The organism is Candidatus Kapaibacterium sp., from assembly GCA_025059875.1.
In the GTDB taxonomy this organism is placed as follows: Bacteria; Bacteroidota; Ignavibacteria; order Kapaibacteriales; family HRBIN21; genus HRBIN21.
The window spans coordinates 123577-144656 of sequence record JANXCT010000003.1 but is presented as its reverse complement, the minus strand read 5'-3'; the positions used below and the strand labels follow the sequence as shown (position 1 = coordinate 144656).

The window sequence follows — 21080 nt, the reverse complement described above, 5'->3', positions numbered from 1 at the left end:
GGGTCGGCTTCAATGGATCGAGCGATTTCCTGCCAGTTTGCACATTCATCCCTCGACAGCTGGACGAGCTGCTCCGTAACGACAGGTGGTGGTACAAGCCAAGCGGTGCTACGAGCGATGTGGGAGAAGTCTTCCGGGTGCTCCATGGTAGCCCTGGCTAGTTCCACCAGTACTCCGCTTTCACCTCTCGGGTTAGCAAATCTTCTACTGCTTGACGAGGAGGTTTGCCCTGGAAGAGGACGGCATACATCTGGGCAGTAATTGGCATCTCCACTCCAGTACGAAGGCTGAGTTGGTAAGCAGCAAGCGTGGTGGGGATGCCCTCAGCAACCATCGGAGTTGAAGCCAAGATCTGCTGCAAGGGTTCTCCAAGGGCCAACCGTTGACCCACCGCTCGGTTACGGCTGTGGCGACTATTGCACGTCGCTACCAAGTCTCCTATGCCCGAGAGCCCCGCAAAGGTCCGCGGCTCTGCTCCAAGGGCCGTTCCGAGGCGCTGAATCTCCGCCAGACCTCGGGTCAAGAGTGCAGCTTTAGCGTTGTCTCCCAATTCCAGTCCATCAACGATACCCGCAGCAACAGCGATGATGTTCTTGAGCGCGCCTCCGAGCTCTACTCCGACGACGTCATGGGAAGTATACACCCGCAGCCTGGGACTCGTGAAGATCTGCTGCACCCACTGCGCCAGTTGTCGATTCTGTGAGGCAACGACGACTGCTGTCGGGAGGTTATGGACGACTTCTTCGGCATGGCTCGGTCCGCTAAGGACAGCATATCGCTCTGCGGGGATACCGGCTACTTCCTGTAGGAGTTCTGAGATCCGCAGCAATGTGCCTTGCTCAATCCCCTTCGCTACATTGACGACAGGGGCACTTATGGGGAAGCCATACTGTTGTAGTGTCGCGCGAATGTACTGGGTGGGAATTGCCAAGACCACCAGGTCTGCTGTCAGTGTCACCCATGGATCTGTCGTTGCCGAGAGCGTATCGGGCAAGCGGATGCCCGGTAAGAAGCGAGGGTTGCGGTGCTCTTGTGCGATGGACTGGGCAACCTCTGCAGAGCGGGCCCACAGTGTGACAGCGTACCCTCTCTGGGCTAAGTAGCTCCCCAGGACCGTGCCCCAGCTTCCTGCTCCAAGGACTACGATCCTCATTTCGACCTCTGCCGCTGCTGCCAGCGGCCTAAGAGCCAAACGGCGTCAAATCGGTACTCCGACCCCTTCAGAATCCGCTCAATGTTGGGTCGGTGCCGTAGGATCACGATTCCCGCAATCGCCACCGCTCCCCAGAAGAGCGGGGAGCTTACCGCGGGTTCCCAACCTAAGCGGGCTGCTACTGCTATCGGTACAGCAACCGCAGCAGCAAGAGAACCTGCCGAGACATATCCCGAGGCTGCCAAAAAGACTATGAAGGCACCGAGGCCTACGGCGAGCTCAACAGGTGCCAGCACTCCAAGCACACCAGCGGCGGTATTGACGCCCTTGCCCCCTCGGAACCCAGCCCATGGGGACCAGCAGTGTCCGGCAACAGCTGCTATTCCCGTCAGGACCTGGACGTGGAGTCGCTCCAAGCCGAACGCTGGGTTGGGAGCGAGCAGAGCCGGCAGCAATGTCACAGCTAAGACTCCTTTGAGGACATCCACGGCCTGGACGACCAGCCCCCACTGCCATCCCAAGGTCCGCAGAACATTGGTGCTGCCGATGTTGCCACTGCCGTGCTCCCGGACGTCTATGCCGAACAGCCAGCGTCCGAGTACCAGGCCCGTTGGGAATCCTCCGAGGGCATAGGCAAGTCCGATACTCGCTCCTATCCCCGCGATGCTTTCCATCACCGTCGAAACCAGGGCGTGCTCGGCCAAAATTAGGGAAAACCTTAGCCGTGGCTTGGCCTCACTTAGCGGAACAGCACTCCTTTTGAAGCCTTAGCGCTGTTCCACGGTTAAGGACAGTAGAATCGGCAGAGTGCTGAGCAGTTCCAGTTCCCAGGGCGGCAAGAAGTGGACAGCAGGTGATGGCTGCCAGACTGGGCGATGCACTCTGTGGACTGAGCGAACTACCTCGGTACTGGCTGGTGCATAGACGGGTGCTAGTTTGTAGAGCTTTGCTTACTGAGGTGGTCGCTCCTTTGGCTCGGTATCCTGAGTAGACGGGGCGCTTTCAGGCTCGCGGAGCCGATAGCCGGCTCCTCGGACAGTTTGGATGAGGGAAGGAGCATTTGGCACATCCAACTTCTCTCGCAGGCGCTTGATGTAGACGTCGACAATGTTGGAGTCCACACCGATGTCGGACCAGACGTGGTAGAGGATGAGGCTACGGCTCAGCGTCTGGTTCTTGTGGCGCATGAGGTACTCCAAGAGGGCGTACTCCCGTGGCGTGAGCGGGATTTCCTTTCCTCCTCGGTAAGCCACGCGTGCTCGGGTGTCCAAGATTAAGTCCCCGCACTGGAGTCGTGTAGCCTTCTCAGGCGAGGAGCGGCGCAGAACCGAACGTAAGCGGGCAAGTAGCTCCTCAAGATGGAACGGTTTCGGCAAGTAGTCATCAGCTCCTAAGTCGAGTCCCATGACGCGCTCTTCTGGGGTCCCGCGGGCGGTGAGGACAATCACAGGGGTGGTATCTCCTTGTGTCCGCAGTCGGCTCAGCACAGCAAAGCCATCCAGCTTGGGGAGCATGATGTCCAGGATGATAGCATCGTAGACTCGCTGCTGTGCCATTTCCACGCCGGTCTCCCCATCGTAGGCGACGTCGACGCTGTAGGACTCTTCCTCCAGAACGTGTTTGAGGAACGCCGCGAGCTTCCGCTCGTCCTCTATGAGGAGGATGTGCATGGGTGACCTGACCGTTCGTGAGACGTCATTCGGGTTGGTTGAGTACTAGAGAGAGCCAGCGGTGCTGCTAGCGCTCTGTGAGGCAGGAAGTGCTCGTAGCTGCTGGCACTCCATTGTGAGCGGTGCCGTCTTGCATCGTGCAGTGCAGCACCAGCTTGCAAGGACTCTGAAGGAGCGGGTTCCCAGCGACACAGGGCACATAGCTGTGGATTTGGGGTAGCTGCATGCAGGGTGTTTGGGGTGGCTGCATGCGGGGTATCCGACGTACGCAAAGTCTCTGTCCACGGGTTGTCGGAGTAGTACGAGGGCATGGGGGCTGTGGTGTCAATATCACTACGGGAGGGATTCCGGAGGTGGTTGATGGATCCGGGAGGAGACGCAGCCATTAGAGGGCTTGCCAGGGATGTTCTGGCAGCCTCGTAGAGGTAGCGGTCCCTGCCGGGACAACCTTGCCCTGTGTAGCCCTCTGCTGCTATGACGGAGAGCCGCTGTCTACCAGCAAAGTCGGGCTGCGGATGTACCCAGAAGGGGAGCGCGACTGAGGAGCGGGCTGCAAAGTCCAGTAGCAGGATGACAGAGGCAATCTCTGCACTAGGGGGATCTCCCTGGAAATGTATGCCACCAAGGTGTGTGGAGTCTGCGCCCGTACGGTGCCCTGGGCAATTTGGGGCCAGAGTCTGGTAGAGGGGGACAGACTGGGGTGGGTTAGGGAGGGCGGTCTGGCCAATCAGACTGTCAGCCCACGAGCGGAGGAAGGCAGCGCCGATCCACCAGCCACGACTCACCGCCTAAGGCAGCTCCTGAATCTACTGGCAGCAAAATTACTGTTCCGTTCTGTGCGGCAGTTCAAAGGGGGGAGAGGGGCCGTGTAATTTTGCGCGAGCTTCAAGCAAGGATGCTGATGCAGACGCTGCATCTCAGCGAGCGGCTCCGTAAACATCTCCTTCGACTCCACGACCGGGAGGAGCGAGACCTGCATGCAGAGTTCTTGGCCGAGGGAGTGAGGGTGTGCCAAGAGCTCCTACGCAGCCGGATTTACCGGGCGCTGCTGGTAGTCCTCCGAGAAGACGCGAGTGCAGAGGCACGGCGGCTCGCTCAGGCCTTTGCGCAGCAGGGGGTCCTCGTCTACACGACCTCGGAGCGGCGTTTTCGGTCGCTGGCCCAGACGGAAACCCCGCAGGATATTCTGGCAGTGGTCAGCTACCCTATAGAGCAACCAGCCTGGGAAGACCGGGTGCTCGTGTCCGATGGAGTGAGCGATCCAGGCAATTGGGGAACAATCGTGCGCACAGCGGTCTGGTTTGGATGGCGGACACTCGTGGTATTGCCTGGAGGGGTGGACGCATACCACCCGAAGGTAGTCCGTGCCAGCGCTGGAGCGCTCTTCCACGCGTTTCTCCATCGGGTTCAGCGGACTGAGGAGGGGTTGCAGGAGCTGGAGCGGCGGGGCTACACCTTGATTGGAGCCGAGCCGGCGGCTGGGATTCCGTTAGAGCGGGTTAGGCTCCCACGGCGGGTGGCTTTAGCTGTTGGGAACGAAGCTCACGGGCTCTCCGAGGCTGTGCGACGCCGGTGTCACGTGCTCTTCCGCATCCCTGGAGCAGGGACACTGGAGTCCCTCAACGTTGGTATCGCGACAGCCATTGCACTGTACCACTTCTGGCAGCAACACCATGCCGATGCGGCTCTTCACACCCGGTCCGGTCGCCGTTCCCGATGACGTGCTGAGGGTACTGTCAGAGCAAGTGCTGTCGCACCGCTCGGAGGAGTTCCGGCAGCTCATGGCGCCAATCCACCAGCGGCTGCAGGAATTGTGGGGAAGCTCTGAGCCAGTAGTTGTGCTGACGAGTTCGGGGACGGGTGGGATTGAGGCAGCGATGCGGAATCTCTGCCCACCGGGGAGCCGCGTCGTTGTTGCCACGAGTGGTCGCTTTGGGGAGCATTGTGCGCAGATTGCCGAAGCTGCCGGGGCAGAGGTTGTCCGAGTGACGGCACCATGGGGGCAGGTGGTGGAGCCGGAGCGGTTAGTTGCTGCTGTCCGCTCCCACGCTCCAGTGCAGGCAGTGTGGATGGTCTACAGTGAGACGTCCACAGGCGCCCTCATGGACGTCCAGCAGTGTGCAGCGGCAGTTCGGGAAGTATCGGAGGCCTTCATCTGCGTGGACGCCATCACGGCAGTAGGGGTCCATCCGTGCCCGATGGAGGAATGGGGGCTGGATGTCGTTGTTGCGGCTTCTCAGAAAGCCTTTGCATTGCCTCCCGGGCTGGCATTCGTGGGGCTTAGCCGACGGGCATGGGAGTTCGTCCGCTGCTGGCGAGCTCCGACGGTGTACTTCGATCTCAATGCTGCCTACGAGCGATGGCAGCAGGCGATGACGGCCTGGACTCCGGCGGTGTCGTTGATTCGAGCGTTGGGCTACGTCCTGGAACGCTACTTTGCCGATGGGCTGCCGCCGCATTGGGAGCGGCACCGACGCTATGCCCGCTCGGTGCGTTCAGCACTGGCAGTGTGTGGACTCCCGCTGTTTGGGCAGAGTGGCTCCCATGCAGTGACGGTTGTCCAACTTCCGGAGCAGCTCCAGGAGCTCCCACAGCGGTTGCGGGAACACTTCGGCATCGTTGTTGGAAGGGGACAGGGGCCGTTGGAGGGGAAAGTGATGCGCATCGGGCATATGGGGGCCATTAGCGAAGGGGACATCCTCATGCTGGTTGCTGCCATTGGCGTCATGCTCGGTCGTATGGGACTGCGGCCTGATGTCGAAGCGATGCTGGAGCAGGCGGCTGCGGAGCTTGCAGCGCAGGAGACATGGTGCGGCGCATCGTCGTAGCAACGCAGAATCCTCACAAGCTCCGAGAGCTCCAGGAGCTTGCCTCAGAGCTGGCTCCTGGCGAGCTGGAGTTCGTTGCGCCGGGACAGATAGAAGGCTGGGATCGGGTGGAGGAGGGTGCGACGCTAGAGGAGAACGCCTATCTGAAGGCTACGGCCCTGTTTGAACGCCTCTGGGTTCCTGTCGTTGCTGACGATTCTGGCTTGGAGGTGGAGGCTTTGGGAGGTAAGCCGGGGGTTCACTCTGCCCACTTCGTGGGGAGCGATGGAGAGAATCGCCGGGCGGTTCTGGAACTCCTTCAGGGCCTTCCGAAGGAGCAGCGCCGGGCTCGCTTTCGGACGGTGCTCTGCTATCGCGACCATCTCCGCACCATCTGCGTGGAAGGGGTTGTCGAGGGTTGGATTGCGTTCCAAGAGCGGGGACACTTCGGTTTCGGCTACGATCCCATCTTCGTGCCGGAAGGGGAAGAGCGGACCTTCGGGGAGATGGAGCCGAGCGAGAAGAATCGGCTCAGCCACCGCTACTGGGCGATGCAGGCGCTTCTGGCGGAGCTTCGCCGGCTCTGGTCAGACGAAGCTCCGGAGCATCGTGAAGAGTGCGTGTCCGAGCAGGCGCTTCCAGAATGGCTTCCCCTACTGATGCGGATCTGCGCCGCGGCTGCCCGGCCTGGGCAGGAGGAGGTGCTGGAGCGCGAGCTCCAGCGGGCACTGCAGTTGGGGATGCCGCTGAACGCCGTAGGTGAGGGGCTTCTGCAGCTCTGTCTCTTTGCAGGATTCCCGGCGGCGATCGAGGCCCTACAGTGTGCTCAGCGCGTGTGCCAGCAGATGGGGATGGTCTGGGAAGGACCGTCAGAGCAGCTCCAGTCGTCGCCGGAGGCGATCGGGGTGGAGCTCTTCCAGAGGGTTTACGGTGAGCAGGCGGATCGGGTACGGGAGCGGCTCCGCGCGGCGGCTCCGGCTCTGGAGGACATGGTCCTTCGGGTTGCCTACGGGAGTGTGCTCTCGCGCCAAGGGCTGGAGTTGGTGGCTCGGGAGGCTACGGCGGTAGCAACCTTAGTTGCGGTGGGCGGGTGGTGGCGGCAGGTGCAGTCACATTTACGGGCCCTCCTGCGCTTAGGAGTCACGCCACAACAGGGTGAGGAGCTCCTCCGAGAGCTGCAGCCATTCTGCAGCTCGGCTCAGTGGGAGAGGCTCCAGGAGGAATGGGCCCAGGCGCGAAGTGCTTTCTCCCACGTGCTCTCGTGAGTCGGCGGAGACGTGAAGACAAGGGATTACCCGTCTTTGCCTTTCGAGCGAGGGTGTTCGCTGGAATGCGGCTCTTTAGCCAGGGAGACTCAGCGGTAGGAGAGCATGTGCCGCTAGCGGAGCAGCTTCGTCCGCAGCGGTTCGAGGAGGTGGTGGGCCAGCAGCATCTAGTTGGACCTCGGGGGGCGTTGCGCCAGTTCCTGCAGCGCGGGTACTTCCCCTCCACCATTCTCTGGGGGCCGCCGGGGACGGGCAAGACGACGATTGCCCGTATCGTGGCGCAGGAATTAGGAGCGGAGTGGCTGCAGTTGGCGGGAACCGAGGTAGGGATGACAGCTCTGCGAGAGTTGTTGCGACGTGCAGCGGCTCTGCGGCGGCAAGGACGTCGCGTGGTGCTGTTCATTGACGAGATCCATCGGTGTACGCGTCCGCAGCAGGATGCTCTGCTGCGGGCCGTGGAGGAGGGCACACTCATCCTCATCGGTACCACGACTGAGCCACCGAGCTTCGTGCTCTCGGGAGCACTGCTGTCGCGATGCCGGGTTTACGAGCTCCAGCCACTCACGGAAGAGGAGCTTCGAGAGTTGCTGCGGCGAGGAGTTGCAGCGCTGGAGAGCCGTTATGGGCAGCCGATCCAGGTGGAGGGGGAAGCAGAACTATTGCGGCTGGCGGCTGGTGATGCGCGAGTCCTACTGCAGGTACTGGAGGCTGCAGCGGTCTTAGCAGAGTTGCACGGAGGCACTCGCAGGATTACGGCTGAGCACGTCCGGCAGGCTCTAGCTCGCTCTTTGCCGAGCTATGATGCTCACGGGCAGCGACACTACGATGTGGTCTCCGCCTTCATCAAGTCCGTGCGCGGTTCTGATCCAGACGCAGCTGTCTTCTGGCTGGCAGTGATGTTGGAAAGTGGGGAAGACCCGCGTTTCATCGCTCGTCGGCTGGTCGTCTTGGCGAGCGAGGACATAGGGAATGCGGAGCCGCAGGCGCTGCCAATGGCGGTTTCAGCTCTGTTGGCTGTGGAGCGGATTGGGATGCCAGAGGCCCGGATAGTATTGGCCCAAGTGGCGACGTACCTGGCCTGTTGTCCAAAGTCCAACGCTGCCTATCGGGCCTTGGAGGCAGCCATAGAGGATGTGCGCTCGGGAGTGCTAACCGCAGTACCGCTCCACCTGCGCAATCCCGCCACTACGGCACTCGCCCGTGCGGGGTACGGGCAGGGGTACCGCTATCCCCACGACTTCCCGGGCCACTTCGTGGAACAGCGCTACTTCCCTGAGGGCATGGAGCCGAAGGTGTACTACGCCCCCGCGGAAGTGGGCCTAGAGGCCGTGTACAGGGAACGCTTGCGGCAATGGTGGCGTACGCGGTACAGCGCAGAGCAGCTGTAGCCAGAACCCTTCTATGGCTGCCAGCTCCAGCGCGCTTCTACAGCGATACCCCACGTATGCATGAGCTGGACGCCATTCGTGCGCCAGAAGACGGGCAGCACGGCTTGGAGTCGCGCTGCAAACGGACTGGACAGCAAGGTGCAGCTTGGGACCGCATCTATCCAGAGGCTTCCCGTTGCTGGCAGGGGCTGCCCGTTGAAACGGTCTGAGCTGGTACCGCGAAGGCGCACACCGAGGCTGGGTACGAGCCAGGGCAGTGGAGCATCGAGCCAGCTACTCGACAGCAGAACCTGGACCTCTGTACCAGTCCGGTAGCCGAGCGCGTCAGCTTGGAGTGGGATGCGGACCAGCGCCGATACAGCATGGCCGAGGAATGGCTCCGGGAACACAGCCGCGATGAATCCCCAGCCCAGGACCTCCCACGTGCTGCTGCCGGGCTGGAGGTCTCGTGGGAGGCGGACTCCATCCCGTGCCTGGTCTGAGGAGCCCGTCGGGGCCTTTACTCCAACGCCGACAGCGATGTCCCAAGGTGCGAGAAGATTGCTTGGACGGAGGGCGCGTTTGAGCAGGACCATCGCATCTCCTACCCCGGCAGCGCGGTAGACCGTAGAGAGCGTGTCCACCCGGAGGCTTCGCTCCTTGAGCGTAAACGGCAGCGATGCCACTATAGCCCAGTCCCGAAGGACAGCGAACTCAGCCTCCACACGCCAGAGGTGGCTTAGAGCCTGGCGGTTGAGCGGATCAGGAACGGTGGTCGTGGCTTTCGCCGCACGGGTGAACCGAGTGAAGCTGTAGGCTACCGTAAGGCTCACAGGCGTCGCTGGGTCTACCCCGCGTTCGGTCCCTGCCAGGGATACACTTGGGGGGCCGCAGCAGGCTTGTCCATACACTCCTGTGCTGACGCCAAGCAGGCCATGTCCAAGGGCAACGAGGAGCGCCCTACGGAGAGACTGCCACATAGAGCTGCCCTTGGGTTGCTCCTCCTCTTCCATCCAGGACTACGACGGAAATCGTGTTCGTCAAGCCTCCACAGCAAGGGTCGGGGACGTAGAAGACGCGGGCGCCACTCCCAACGAGTGCCCCAGCAGAGGCGCTCCAGGAATAGCTTAGTGGATCCCCGTCAGGGTCCTGGGCGTAGCACGTCACTGTTGCGGGCTGCCCTACACGCAGGATTTGGGGTGAGATCGTGATGCTGTCGATTCTTGGGGGCGTATTGGCTAGGCCTGTGGGGGAATCAGAGCGTACGCAGCCCGCCACCATGAGGCTAACTGCAGCAAGGAGGAGCAGTAGCATGGTCTGCATCGAGCATCCCTCGCTGTCCGAGCGGCAGCGACGAACGACTCTGCGGCAGGAGTGTAGGCGGGCGACTCTCTGCTTTTGGTGTATTTTTGGCCTACCGCAGGTGCAGTTGGTGGCGATGCGGATTGAAGTAGTGCTCGTTCCCTCGTTGCTTCCGGAGAGCCAGCCGGAAGGGCTTTACGTCTTGGTTGATGTGCTGAGGACGAGCACGACTCTCTGCACGGCCTTGGCATACGGTGCTGACGCAGTTCTGCCTTGCGTGACCCCTGAGGAGGCATGGGAGCTTGCACAGCGGGAACCCGAAGGGACAGTACTGTTGGCTGGTGAGCAAGACGGACGCCCGATTCCGGGGTTCGCTCTGGAGAACTCTCCACTGGAGTATACCGGGGGAGCCGTTGCCGGCAAGCGGATAGCGTTCGTCTCCACTAACGGTACTCCATTGCTGCGACGGTTGCCGGACGGAGAAAGGGCAAGCACGATCATGATGGGCTTGGTGAACCGGGCTGCGGTCGTGGAGTACTGTCATCAGCTCAAGCCTAAGGCCGTCTTCATCTGCTGTGCTGGGCACAAAGGTTCCGTGGCGTATGAGGATGTCATCGGGGCTGGGGCACTCGTTGCAGAGCTACGGCAGCTCCGCTCAGTAGCCTTGACAGATGCAGCTCATGTGGCCTTCACAGCCTTCCAGCGTGCCGAGCCAGATCTCCTTTCGGCCGTCCTCCGGTGCAGCCGGCATGCTCGCTTCTTAACGCTGGAGGGGAAGCAGCGAGACGTTGAGTATGCCCTTCAGCTGGACTGCCTATCGGTCGTGCCACGGTGGCACGCCGGGCGGCTGTACGCAGTGGGTTCCCGTTCGGCTCAGGGAAACAGAGAAGTGCAGCAGCCGACGATGCCGGAATGTGCAGCATAGAGAGGGGTAGTAATGCGGGTAATGTCCTTCGACCACCCCCCTCTGCGGGAGCGGCGTGAGCGTTCGCATACCCGTCTCCTCCGACGTCAGCAGCGGTATCTCCTAGCCGTGCTCCTGGTAGCAGCGGCACTGCTGCTGGGCCTTGCTCTCCTCTCCTACACGCCCGAGGACCAGGACAATGCCGCACTGCACTGGAGTGACCTGGTAGGGCTCATCCGTGGCGAGCCAGAGGCTCGGTTGAAGGCGGAGACAACTCATAATTGGCTCGGACTCCTGGGGGCACTCATCGCTCACGTGTTCGTAGCACTGGGGATCGGATACGCGAGCCTCGTGCTGCCACTCCTCATGGGGTGGTGGGCTTGGGAGGTTGCTCACTACGAGGTCATTCCCGCGGCTGTGTGGCGGAGGAGCTTTGCGATACTCCTACTGGCGGTGTTGGGAGCTGTGGGTGCTGGGAGCTTGCGGGGAATCCCGGCCTTTGCGGAGCTTCCGCTGGAATGGAGTGGGATGCTGGGGACCTTCGTAGCCGTTGTCCTCGGGCAACTACTGGGCACGGCAGGAGCAATCGTGCTGGTTGTGGCAGCGGCGGTAGCAGTACTGATTGTAGAATTCCCGCGTGCCATGGAGCAGCTCTTCCGGCAAGCCCGTTTGCTATGGGCACGGTGGCGAGATCGTCAGCAGCGGTCCCAGCAGGAACGGCGCCAAACGGCTCCTTCTCCGCCGCTGCAGACCGAGAGAGGAGTTGCAGCCTCCACTGACGAACCGGCCCGTATCGTGCGAGTCCGGACACAGGATGCTACAGTCCAGCCGGGGATGGTTCCAGAAGCGACCTCGGCACCCATTGTACCGATGGCGTCCGCAACTTCTCCGGGCTCAAAGGCCGCTCAGGGAACTCCGGGGGTATCTCAAATCTCGTCGACAACCTCTGAGCGCTTCCCAAGGGAGCAGAGCAAGGGACAGGCAGTTGAGGGGCCCTCAGCCCCTGCTCCTTTGACGGTGCCTGAGGAGCTGTCCGGGTATATGCTGCCTCCATCTTCGCTCCTGCTGGGCGGGGAGGATGCACTGCCCGTAGACGAGGCTGAACTCCAACGGAATGCACGCCTGCTTCAGGAGAAGCTGGAAACCTTCCGCATCGGGATCGAGAACCTTGTGGTGACCCCTGGACCAGTGGTGACGCAGTACGAGTTCGTCCCTGCCGCGGGGGTCAAGGTCAGCCAGATTGAGAGCTTGGCCGATGACATTGCCTTAGCCCTAAAAGCGCCAGGGGTGCGCATCATAGCGCCCGTTCCAGGCCGAGGGACGGTTGCTGTGGAAATCCCCAACCACCGGCGTGCCCTTGTCCGTTTCCGCAGCATTGTGGAGTCATCGGCCTTCCAGAACTTGGAGGCAGCGCTACCGCTCGGGCTCGGTGTGACTATTACTGGCTCGGTCTACTGCGCTGATCTAGCCCGGATGCCGCACCTGCTCATTGCAGGGGCAACCGGCTCCGGAAAGAGCGTGGGGCTCAATACGATGATCCTCTCGCTCCTGTTCCGGCTCCGACCGTGGGAGCTGAAGTTTGTCATCATCGACCCGAAGAAGGTGGAGCTGACACCGTACGGTATGCTGGAACATCACTTCCTTGCGATCTCCCCGGACGTTAGGGAACCGATTGTCACTAGCCCAGCGGCGGCCGTAACAGTGCTGAAGGCTGTGGAACTGGAGATGGAGCGTCGCTACGACCTCTTAGCGCAGGCGGGGCAGCGCAACATCGTAGACTACAACCGCCGCGTTCAGGAAGGTAAGCTGGGACAGCAGTGTAGGCCCCTGCCGTACATCGTGGTGGTCGTTGATGAGTTGGCCGATCTCATGCTGACAGCAGCCCGGGCCGTGGAGGAACCAATCACCCGTCTGGCGCAGTTAGCACGCGCTGTTGGAATCCATCTCCTCGTCGCTACTCAGCGCCCCTCCGTCGATGTCATCACGGGGCTCATCAAAGCGAACTTCCCCGCTCGAATTGCCTACCAAGTGGCTTCCCGCGTGGACTCCCGGGTCATCTTGGACATGGCAGGGGCAGAGCAGCTCCTGGGTAGTGGTGACATGCTCTTCCTACCCGGAGGCCTCCCGAAGCCGATACGGCTGCAGAACGCGTACGTCAGCACCGAAGAAGTAGAGGCAGTCTGTAACTTTATCGCACAGCAGCCTGGCTTCCCAGAACCGTACCTGTTGCCGACGGTGTCAGAGCGCGCCGAAGAGGGGAGTAAGGGGGGTGCAGGCGGCCGCGATCCTCTCTTCGCCGAAGCAGCACGCCTAGTGGTTCGCCATCAGCAGGGCTCAGTCTCTTTGCTCCAGCGGCGGCTTAAAGTCGGGTACTCCCGCGCGGCCCGCATCATGGACGAGCTGGAAGCGGCAGGCATCGTTGGGCCTGCGGACGGTAGCCGTGCCCGAACAGTGCTCCTGCGGAGCGAATCGGAATTGGAGGGCATCCTATAATTTTGCCGCCAATCCTAGCGTTGGGTGCTGTGTAGGGCCTCCCGGCTCGAAAGGGTACGGTGCTGTGCCGCCTCTTCATCCAGGACGTTGCGCTCTTTGAGCGCTTGGAGCTGACGTTTGGTCCAGGGTTGAACGTCATCACAGGCGAGACAGGAGCAGGGAAGTCACTGCTGGTGGACTCTCTCTTGCTCGTCTTAGGGGAACGGGCTGGTGCAGACGTCGTGCGGCGGGGTGCTACTAAGGGGATCGTAGAGGCACTCTTCCGCGTGGACCCCCAGGGACCTTTGGCGAGTTTCCTAGCGGAGCAGGGATATCCGTTGGAAGGGGAGGAGCTGCTCCTGCGGCGTGAGATTAGCTCTCGGGGGACGACGCGGTGCTTCATCAACGACTCTCCTGCCCCACTCTCGCTGGTGCGCCTCGTTGGGGAGCAGCTCGTGGACTTCCACGGGCAGCATGAGCAGCAGTCGCTGTTGCGGGTGGAGACCCACGGCCGCCTCTTGGACGATGCTGGTGGATTGGAGGCACTCCGCCAGGAGTATGCAGAAGCATACCAGCGCCTACAGCAGGCTATCGCAGTCTACCGAGACCTACAGGCACGCCAGCATGAGCTGCGCGAACGACGGGAGTGGCTCCGGCTGCGCTTGCAAGAGATTGCCTCGATCGATCCGAAGCCGGGGGAAGAGGAAACATTGCAAACAGAGCTCCAGCTCAGCGAACACGCCGAGCGGCTCTATGCTTTGGCGACGCAGATCTACGGGCTGCTTTACGGAGACGACGATGCCGTCCGGGACCGTTTGTTGCGGGTGCGCAACTTGCTGGAGGAACTGGCGCGAATTGACCGACGCTTCACCGAAGTCGTCACAGAGGCCCAATCCTGGATTGTGGGGGTGGAAGAGCTGGCCCGTTCTCTACAGAGCTACTCGGCACGATTAGACTTCGACCCGGAGCGCTTGGAGCAGATCCGGCAGCGAATGGCGCAGTTCCAGCTCCTACGGCGTCGGTACGGTTCCGTGGAGGAAGCGCTCCGCCAGAAGCAGAAGTGGGAGGAAGAGCTCCAGTTAGCCGATCAGGTAGAGTACTACCTGGAGCAGGCAGCGCAGCAAGTAGAACGCTGCCGGCGTGAGCTTGCCCGCTCTGCTCAGCGGCTCCACAACAAGCGCGAGGACGTCGCCCGATGGCTGGAGCGAGAGGTTGTATCACTCCTCGCGGAGTTAGGCATTCCTTACAGCCGCTTCGTCGTTCAGCTTGCCATGGAGGAGGCTTCCCCGGGAGAGGAGCTCTGGGTAGAGCTCAGCGGCCGGCGCTATCGGGCATTTTCCACGGGGATTGACCGTGTGGAGTTCCTGATCACCACGAACCGTGGTGAAGAGCCCCGACCGCTCGTTAAGGTTGCTTCCGGTGGGGAAATCTCTCGGATTATGCTGGCGCTCAAGAGCATACTGGCCAAGTCCGATCGGCTGCCGCTGCTAGTCTTCGATGAGATTGACGCTGGCATCAGCGGCCGGATAGCCCATCGGGTCGGACAGGCGCTGCGGGCATTAGCGCAGTACCACCAGGTGCTCCTCATCACCCATCTACCGCAGATAGCAGCTCGCGGTACCGAGCACATCGTGGTGGAAAAGCAAGAGCGTGCCGGGCGCACGATCGTTACCGCCCGACGCCTGCGGCCAGAGGAGCGGGCGTACGAGATTGCACGGCTCGTCAGTGGCGAGCAAGTCACCGAGACTGCCCTCCAAACAGCGCGTGAGCTCCTTGCAGTTGAGCAGTAGGTAGAACAAAGCAGGAGGACGCCATTGGCCACCGAAGTTCCGTACAACCTGACGTACCTGTCACGGCAAGAGCTGGTGGAGCGTCTCAAAGGCAAGGTGGACCCGCGCGATCTCAACCGAATCCTCAGTGCCTACGACGTGGCAGCGAGCGTCCATGAGCTGCAGCTCCGGCAGGATGGCAGCCCCTACTTCTACCACGTCACACGCGTGTGCAAGATTCTCATCGACGAGCTTGGGGTAGCAGACCCAGACACGCTCATTGCAGCACTCCTCCACGACGTACTAGAGGACTCCCAAGAACTGACGGTCGGGATTCTGGAGTACAACTTCGGCCCCCGAGTTGCAGCAATAGTGCAGACGCTGACAAAGGACCTTCAGGCGCACGAGCGGGATCCCGATGCCGTGGATTGGGAGCATGTGGAGCGGCTCCGCCATGCAGGGCCCGAGTGCCTCCTCATTCGGCTTGCAACGCGGCTGGATAACTTCCGCTGTCTGGGTTACGACCTCAAGCGCAACCCTTTCCGCTACATCCAGCAGACGTGGGAGCGCTACATACCGCTGGCTCAGCAGTACGATGATCCGCGGCTCAAGCAGCTGGTGACGCTACTTCAGCGGGAGCGCAACAAGTTCCTAGGCTGAGAGCAATCGCCATGGGCTGGACACGACGGGAGTGGCTACGCATCGTGGGGACACTGCCATTAGGGGTAGGCCCTCTACGCCGGATCCCATCGCTCGCTGAGCCTCTACCGCTTCTGTATCCGAGAGGGCTGCGTTCGGGAGCGGTAGTGGCGATTACGGCGCCTGCCAGCCCTGCACATCCGAGCGAGATGGGGTCAGCTGTAAAAGCGCTGCAGCAGCTAGGATGCCAGGTTATCTTCGGGGCAACCGTGCAGCGTCGCGGACGGCGGTACCTAGCGGCATCGGACGAGGAGCGTGCGCGCGAGCTTCAAGAACTGGTGGCCAATCCGCGGGTGGATGCCATCCTCTGCGCCCGAGGCGGCTATGGAACTATGCGATTATTGCCACTACTAGACTGGGAGCTCTTCCGCCAGCACCCAAAGCCAATCATCGGCTTCAGCGATATCACAGCGCTCCTCCTTGCTATCACGACGAAAGCCCGCGTCGTGACGTACCATGGTCCAGTAGCGGTTTCAGAGTTCGACGCTTTCACACTGGAGTACTTTCGACGGACGCTCTACCTACCGGAGGCAGCCCTTCATCCGTGGAGTCTGCAGAATCCGAGCTGGGAGGTGCTCTCACCGGGGGTTGCGTGCGGCCCACTCATCGGTGGGAACTTGACGCTGTTGGTGAGCCTGCTGGGAACTCCGTATGAACCCGACCTAAGGGGAGCGGTGCTCTTCCTTGAGGACGTCGGGGAGGAGCCGTACCGAATAGACCGCATGCTGACACAGCTCCTCTTGGCTGGCAAGCTACAGCAGTGCGTAGCAGTGTTGATCGGTAATTTCCGGATCTCCACAAAGAGGACACGGCGGGATGTTTCGTGGCAGCCAACGGTGGCCGAAATCCTACGGGAGAAGCTTACCCCGCTACGGATTCCAGTCCTGGCTGGCATCCCTTTGGGGCATATCCGGAGCAAACTGACATTGCCGCTTGGAGTCTGGGCAGAAGTCAACACTCACACGCACACCATATGCCTTGCTGAACCGTCTGTCGCAAACAACGTAGCATAAGGTCGGAGGGAGCCATGGCATTGCTGCCAGCTGTAGTGCTGTGGGCACTTGGAGTGATGCCGGCTTTTGGGCAGAGTTTCTCAGTCTACGGCATTGACCCAAGTGGTTTTCCTACAGTGCGGGCGAACTTTGTGGCTCTTGATGTCAATGGGCAGCCGTACCCCAACTTGAGGCCAGCGGACTTCCGCATTGTGGACAATGGAGTCTCGGTCGACCCAACAGTGAGCGTTCGCTGCACGACGCTGGTCGGGGATCCTGAGTTCAGCGCTGTCCTGGTGTTGGATCGGAGTGGGTCTATGAACGAGCTGGTAGACCCTGTCCGCCGAGAGACGCGCTGGGACTGGGTGAAGTACGCTGCGAAGGTGTTCATCGAAGCTGTCAACTTCGTAGGCCGTACAGCTATCGCCGTTGTTGCTTTCGATGCTGATGCTGAGCTCATTGTGCCATTCACGAACCGGCGAGTGGACCTCATTACGGGGATTGATACACTCCTGGCCCGCGGGGGGACGCGGTATGACCCAGCCTTCCTCAAGCCGAACGTTGGAGCTTTGCCGCTGCTGGCGACACGCCCACCAGACGTCCGCCGGATCGTCATCTTCTTGACTGACGGGGAGCCGAATGTCCCGCCGCAGACCGATACTATCCTGGCTCGGGCCCAGGCCTTGGGAGCGGTCGTCTACGCTATCACGGTTAACATGCCTATGCACCCAAGCCTGGATCGGATTGCCCGGGGTACAGGTGGTAAGGCCTTTGTTGCTACCACCAAGCAGGAGTTGGAGGGGATCTACCGGCAGGTAGCGCTGGAGGCGCAGAGTCGGCAGGTGTGCGAGATAAGCTGGACTGCTCCATACGGCTGTACGGAGCAGAGTCGGTACCGACGGCTGGAGGTGACGTTCGTGCGGACAAATGCTCGCGTCACGACAGGGTACACAGCGCCGGAGAACAGCGTGGCGCGCCTCCAGGCACCAGGACTGGTGTACTTCGGCAATCCCGATCCGAATACGAGTGTTCAGCAGGATGTCACCGTCCGGCCGCTGGTAGCTCCGTTTACGGTCCGCCAGGTAGAGGTTCGGCCTTCGGCGTACTACCGTGTGGTGAGCGTTAGACCGGCGCTGCCAACCGTCGTACTACCAGGGCAGGAACTGCAGATCACAGTCGAGTTCCGCCAAGGGCCTGCGCGGGCCTATCGTCAGGCAACGCTGATTGTTGACGGTGAGCCTTGCGGACCGCAGATCCCGCTCGTCGGCGGTCCAGGTCGGGTCATCCTCTTGCAGCCCAACGGTGGCGATACAATCTCGGTATGTGACACTGTGCGGATTCTCTGGGCGGGAGTGGAGCCGACCCAGCCTGTGGACCTAGCTTACAGCACTGATGAGGGGCGTACGTGGAACGCGCTGGCAAGCAGCGTACGTGGGCTGTCCTATCAGTGGGTGCCGCCTGCGCCAGGGCGCTACCGGGTTCGGGTTTCCGCTCCCAGCCAGAGTTTCTGGGCCTGGGCGCTGCCGGTTGGAGGACGGGGCAATGATCGGGTGACGAGCGTAGCAGTGGCGCTCGATGGCTCATGCCTCTACGTGGTTGGCTCCTTCGAGGATACGCTCCGGTGGGGGAACCAGACGCTGGTGAGTCGTGGCAGCAAGGATGCCTTCGTTGCTCGCCTTGACGCAGAGGGATCTTTAGTGTGGCTCTTCCAAATCGGCGGGACACTCAACGACGAGGCTACGGGAGTTGTCACAGATGCTAGCTGCAACGCGTACGTGGTAGGCTGGTACGAGAGCCCGCAGTGTTACATTGGTTCCACCCAGTTCCTTGCGCTGGGTAACAGCTTGGACACGACGAACGCCTTCTTGATTGCCCTTGATGGCTCGACATCGACCCCGGTCTACCGCTGGGCATACCGGATTGGTGGTACGTGGGACAACAGTGGACGGGTTTTCGCTGATCGCGTAGCTCTGCGCAACGACACTGTCTTCGTAGAGGGTCGCTTCCGCCGGCATGCCCACTTTGGAGCTGCGCCTGGTGGAGGAATCGTACAGCTCCAGAGCCCCAGCCCGAACTTCTACTCCACTTTCACGGGCTGGTACCGCGCGAGCAACCAGGTGCTGGGGGCGATGGTGGGAACCTTCACCCCGCGTCCGACGTACAGTGGGACTTCAGTACAGGACGGCTATGGGAACTCCTACGAAGGTGGTGAATTCTCCGGCTCACGAACCTTTGGGACGCTGCGCATCTCCAGTGGTGGCGGGACCGATGGCTACATCAGCAAGCGGGCTTACGTCCCTGCTACGTCGGACATCAGTGATACGAGTTTCGTCGTTGCTGCCCCACAGCTACAGCTACCAGCGGTCCTCTTCTACGTGGGTTCGGCTCCGGTGGGCGTCAGCGTGGATAGTCTCTTCGGTGGTGTGCTATGCAACCGAGGGAACTACCCGGTCGTTGTCGTTCGCACATCGTTCGCTGGGGCAAATCCGGGCGAATTCTCCTTAGTGCAGTCCCTAATAGGCCGAGTGCTCAGGCCTGGAGAGTGCGTAGGGGTAGAAGTCCGTTTCACGCCACAGGTAATCGGACGACGGGAGGCAACGCTCATCGTAGAGGGGGACTGTGGCAACCCTGCACAGATGACGGTGTGGGGAGTCGGATATCCGCCATGTGAGGTCGTCGGAAACGACGTGTCGTTTGCGCGGGTAGCCATAGGGAGTGCGCAGCAGCAGAATGTCTGCGTGCTTCGGAACGTGAGTACGACGCGGACGCTTTCAGGTACAGTCCGTTTGGTGGGACCGCATGCTGCAGACTTCACCGTCTCGCCCCTGGGAGGCTTCACGTTGGCTCCGGGGGAGTGCCTGACGCTGCGGGTAGAGTTCCGCCCGGCTGCACCAGGATTGCGGCGAGCATGGCTGGAGTTTGACCTTGGTCCCGAATGTCAGGTCCGGCCCTCTCAGCTGCAGGGTGAAGGGGCTACAGCAGCAGTGCAGATCAGCTCAGTCGACTGGGGCTACCGCCGCCTTCGGACGGTCACCCCTGCTACAGTAGACATCCGCAACAGTGATGGTAGCCTGTCAGCCCGCATTCTGCGGGTAGCTCTGGCCGGAGTAGATGCTGCTTCCTTCAGTCTGCAGCCGCCAGCGTTGCCTCGGGTCTTGGCGCCGGGTGAGGTCCTCTCCGTACCAGTCGAGTTCCAGCCGCAGCGCGAGGGGTCGCTGAGGGCGCAGGTGGAGGTAGAGGTGGAAGGTGCTCAGGAGCGACTCATCGGGGAGTTGCGGGGGGTGGGAGTACTTCCGAAGGTCGAAGCCCGTGGCTACCGCTTCCAGCCTACCCCCGTGGGGCAGCGTTCGGCCGAACTCGGTAGCATCGAGATCCGGAACGTTGACACGCTCGCACCGCTATTCATCGCGGAGGTGCGATACTTGGACGGGACTACAGAGTTCCCACCCGATGCCGCAGCCCTGGCAGAAGCGCAGAACCGCGTCTTAGCAGTCGGCGAGGTGCTGCGCATTCCCGTGGCCTTCCAGCCTCAGGTGGCAGGGCGTCGGAGTGCGCGTGTCCTGGTAGTTACCGACGCTGCGCCTGGGCCCGAGCTGAATCCCCGAGTTGCTGATACCGTCGAGCTCCTGGGCGATGGTATCGGCGTTACTGTTACTCCGGCAACAACGGACTTCGGCCGAGTCTTGACCTGCTTCTCGGGGGATACGACAGTCACTCTTGTCAACGGCTCCGCCACGGCTCCGCTGCGGGTGATAGCGTACCGCATCACTGGGGATGCCGCAGCCTTCTCCATTACCCCACAGCCGCCGTTTGAGGTGCCAGCTGGTAGGGTGCAGGAACTTCGGGTTCGCTTTTCTCCAACGGAAGCCCGCTCCTACGCGGCGACGGTGCAGTTAGAGAACGAGCAGGGCGTGCCAGTTGGGTTCTCGTTGCGAGGCGAGGGAGTAGTGGTGTCGCTCCAGATTGGTGACGGGACGGTGGTGGACCGCGTGCTGCCAGGGAGCGAGGTAACGGTCCCGCTGGCGCTGCGGGTTGAGCCTCAGATTACTGGGGCACCACAGGAGACGCAGGACCTGTGCTTGCGGGTACGGTATGCCCCAGACTTCCTCCAGTTCCGCCAATGGAGCATGCTGGAGGGGCATCCCTCGTGGGTATGGCAGGTACAGCCAATCGCTGAAGGTGAGCTGCTGCTTCGTGGTCAGGGCAGGACTGGTCCGAACGTGCCGCCGATGAGGTTAGGACTGACCTTCCTGGCATACCTAACCCTGCCGACGGAACGTGCGTTGGAAGTGGAGTTGTGTCCAGGCTCGCTGCTCCCACGGTGCTTGGTACCGGTCGTTCGCGCTCCCAGAGTTCACCTGGCAAATGTCTGCTTCATGAACGGGCGGCAGGTACGCCTCTCGGGTACAGCAGGCATGCTACAAGTGGAGCCGAACCCAGTAGAGCGCGGAGCACCGATCCGTATCGTTGCCTGGCTCACCGAGCCAGCGACTGTGGAGTTGGAGCTCTTCACCGCTATGGGTCGGTCGGTGGCCTCGCTACGACAGGAAGCACTCCCAGCGGGTGAGCATGAGTTCTGGTTGCCAACGCATTCATTCGGCAGTGGGGTCTACTTCTATCGCCTGCGCGTTGGGCCTACGGTCCAGACGGGTTCCTTCGTGATACTGCCGTAGCTTATGC

At 61.6% G+C, this 21080-nt stretch carries 15 protein-coding genes; 10 read left to right on the top strand and 5 right to left on the bottom strand.

Annotated features, from left to right (window positions below; genetic code table 11):
• Positions 1-157: 157 nt before the first annotated feature.
• The 3 genes from NZ960_05420 to NZ960_05410 all read right to left on the bottom strand — a co-directional run bounded on the left by NZ960_05420 (position 158) and on the right by NZ960_05410 (position 2823).
• Positions 158-1153, bottom strand: a complete 996-nt coding sequence (locus NZ960_05420) for an NAD(P)-dependent glycerol-3-phosphate dehydrogenase (protein ID MCS7177042.1) — start codon at positions 1151-1153, stop codon at positions 158-160.
• Positions 1150-1827, bottom strand: coding sequence for a glycerol-3-phosphate 1-O-acyltransferase PlsY (plsY, locus tag NZ960_05415; protein MCS7177041.1), 678 nt, complete (start codon positions 1825-1827; stop codon positions 1150-1152). Before plsY ends, NZ960_05420 begins: the two co-directional genes overlap by 4 nt.
• A gap of 276 nt (positions 1828-2103) precedes the next feature.
• Positions 2104-2823, bottom strand: coding sequence for a response regulator transcription factor (locus tag NZ960_05410; GenBank protein MCS7177040.1), 720 nt, complete (start codon positions 2821-2823; stop codon positions 2104-2106).
• A gap of 895 nt (positions 2824-3718) precedes the next feature.
• On the opposite strand from NZ960_05410, the gene NZ960_05405 reads away from it, so the two are divergent.
• The 4 genes from NZ960_05405 (at position 3719) to NZ960_05390 (ending at position 8283) form a co-directional block, all read left to right on the top strand.
• Entirely contained in the window at positions 3719-4543 is an 825-nt protein-coding gene (locus NZ960_05405; GenBank protein ID MCS7177039.1) for an RNA methyltransferase, read from the top strand.
• On the top strand, positions 4503-5651 hold the full coding sequence (locus NZ960_05400; GenBank protein ID MCS7177038.1) for an alanine--glyoxylate aminotransferase family protein: 1149 nt from the start codon (positions 4503-4505) through the stop codon (positions 5649-5651). The genes NZ960_05405 and NZ960_05400 overlap by 41 nt, the downstream gene beginning before the upstream one ends.
• The gene (gene rdgB / locus NZ960_05395; GenBank protein MCS7177037.1) at positions 5630-6895 is read left to right on the top strand and encodes an RdgB/HAM1 family non-canonical purine NTP pyrophosphatase; all 1266 of its coding nucleotides are present in this window, start codon (positions 5630-5632) and stop codon (positions 6893-6895) included. Before NZ960_05400 ends, rdgB begins: the two co-directional genes overlap by 22 nt.
• 65 nt (positions 6896-6960) lie before the next feature.
• Positions 6961-8283: a replication-associated recombination protein A gene (locus NZ960_05390; GenBank protein MCS7177036.1), complete on the top strand. Its 1323-nt coding sequence runs from the start codon at positions 6961-6963 to the stop codon at positions 8281-8283.
• Positions 8284-8294: 11 nt separating this feature from the next.
• Here the strand turns inward: NZ960_05390 and NZ960_05385 are convergent, their stop codons facing one another.
• Both NZ960_05385 and NZ960_05380 read right to left on the bottom strand, forming a co-directional pair.
• Positions 8295-9242 carry a hypothetical protein gene (locus NZ960_05385; protein ID MCS7177035.1) on the bottom strand — a complete coding sequence of 316 codons (948 nt, stop codon included), beginning with the start codon at positions 9240-9242 and terminating at the stop codon, positions 8295-8297.
• The gene (locus NZ960_05380; protein ID MCS7177034.1) at positions 9223-9576 is read right to left on the bottom strand and encodes a hypothetical protein; all 354 of its coding nucleotides are present in this window, start codon (positions 9574-9576) and stop codon (positions 9223-9225) included. Before NZ960_05380 ends, NZ960_05385 begins: the two co-directional genes overlap by 20 nt.
• On the opposite strand from NZ960_05380, the gene NZ960_05375 reads away from it, so the two are divergent.
• The 6 genes from NZ960_05375 to NZ960_05350 are packed head-to-tail and all read left to right on the top strand — an operon-like array spanning position 9575 to position 21073.
• Positions 9575-10489 (top strand): 2-phosphosulfolactate phosphatase, encoded by a 915-nt coding sequence (locus tag NZ960_05375; GenBank protein ID MCS7177033.1) that lies wholly within the window; start codon positions 9575-9577, stop codon positions 10487-10489. The genes NZ960_05380 and NZ960_05375 overlap by 2 nt on opposite strands.
• Before the next feature lie 12 nt (positions 10490-10501).
• Positions 10502-12961 (top strand): DNA translocase FtsK, encoded by a 2460-nt coding sequence (locus NZ960_05370; protein ID MCS7177032.1) that lies wholly within the window; start codon positions 10502-10504, stop codon positions 12959-12961.
• A gap of 59 nt (positions 12962-13020) precedes the next feature.
• Positions 13021-14730 carry a DNA repair protein RecN gene (gene recN, locus NZ960_05365; protein ID MCS7177031.1) on the top strand — a complete coding sequence of 570 codons (1710 nt, stop codon included), beginning with the start codon at positions 13021-13023 and terminating at the stop codon, positions 14728-14730.
• A gap of 24 nt (positions 14731-14754) precedes the next feature.
• Entirely contained in the window at positions 14755-15369 is a 615-nt protein-coding gene (locus NZ960_05360) for an HD domain-containing protein (GenBank protein ID MCS7177030.1), read from the top strand.
• An 11-nt stretch (positions 15370-15380) separates the two neighbouring features.
• On the top strand, positions 15381-16421 hold the full coding sequence (locus NZ960_05355; GenBank protein MCS7177029.1) for an LD-carboxypeptidase: 1041 nt from the start codon (positions 15381-15383) through the stop codon (positions 16419-16421).
• A 14-nt stretch (positions 16422-16435) separates the two neighbouring features.
• The gene (locus tag NZ960_05350; GenBank protein MCS7177028.1) at positions 16436-21073 is read left to right on the top strand and encodes a choice-of-anchor D domain-containing protein; all 4638 of its coding nucleotides are present in this window, start codon (positions 16436-16438) and stop codon (positions 21071-21073) included.
• Positions 21074-21080: the final 7 nt, after the last annotated feature.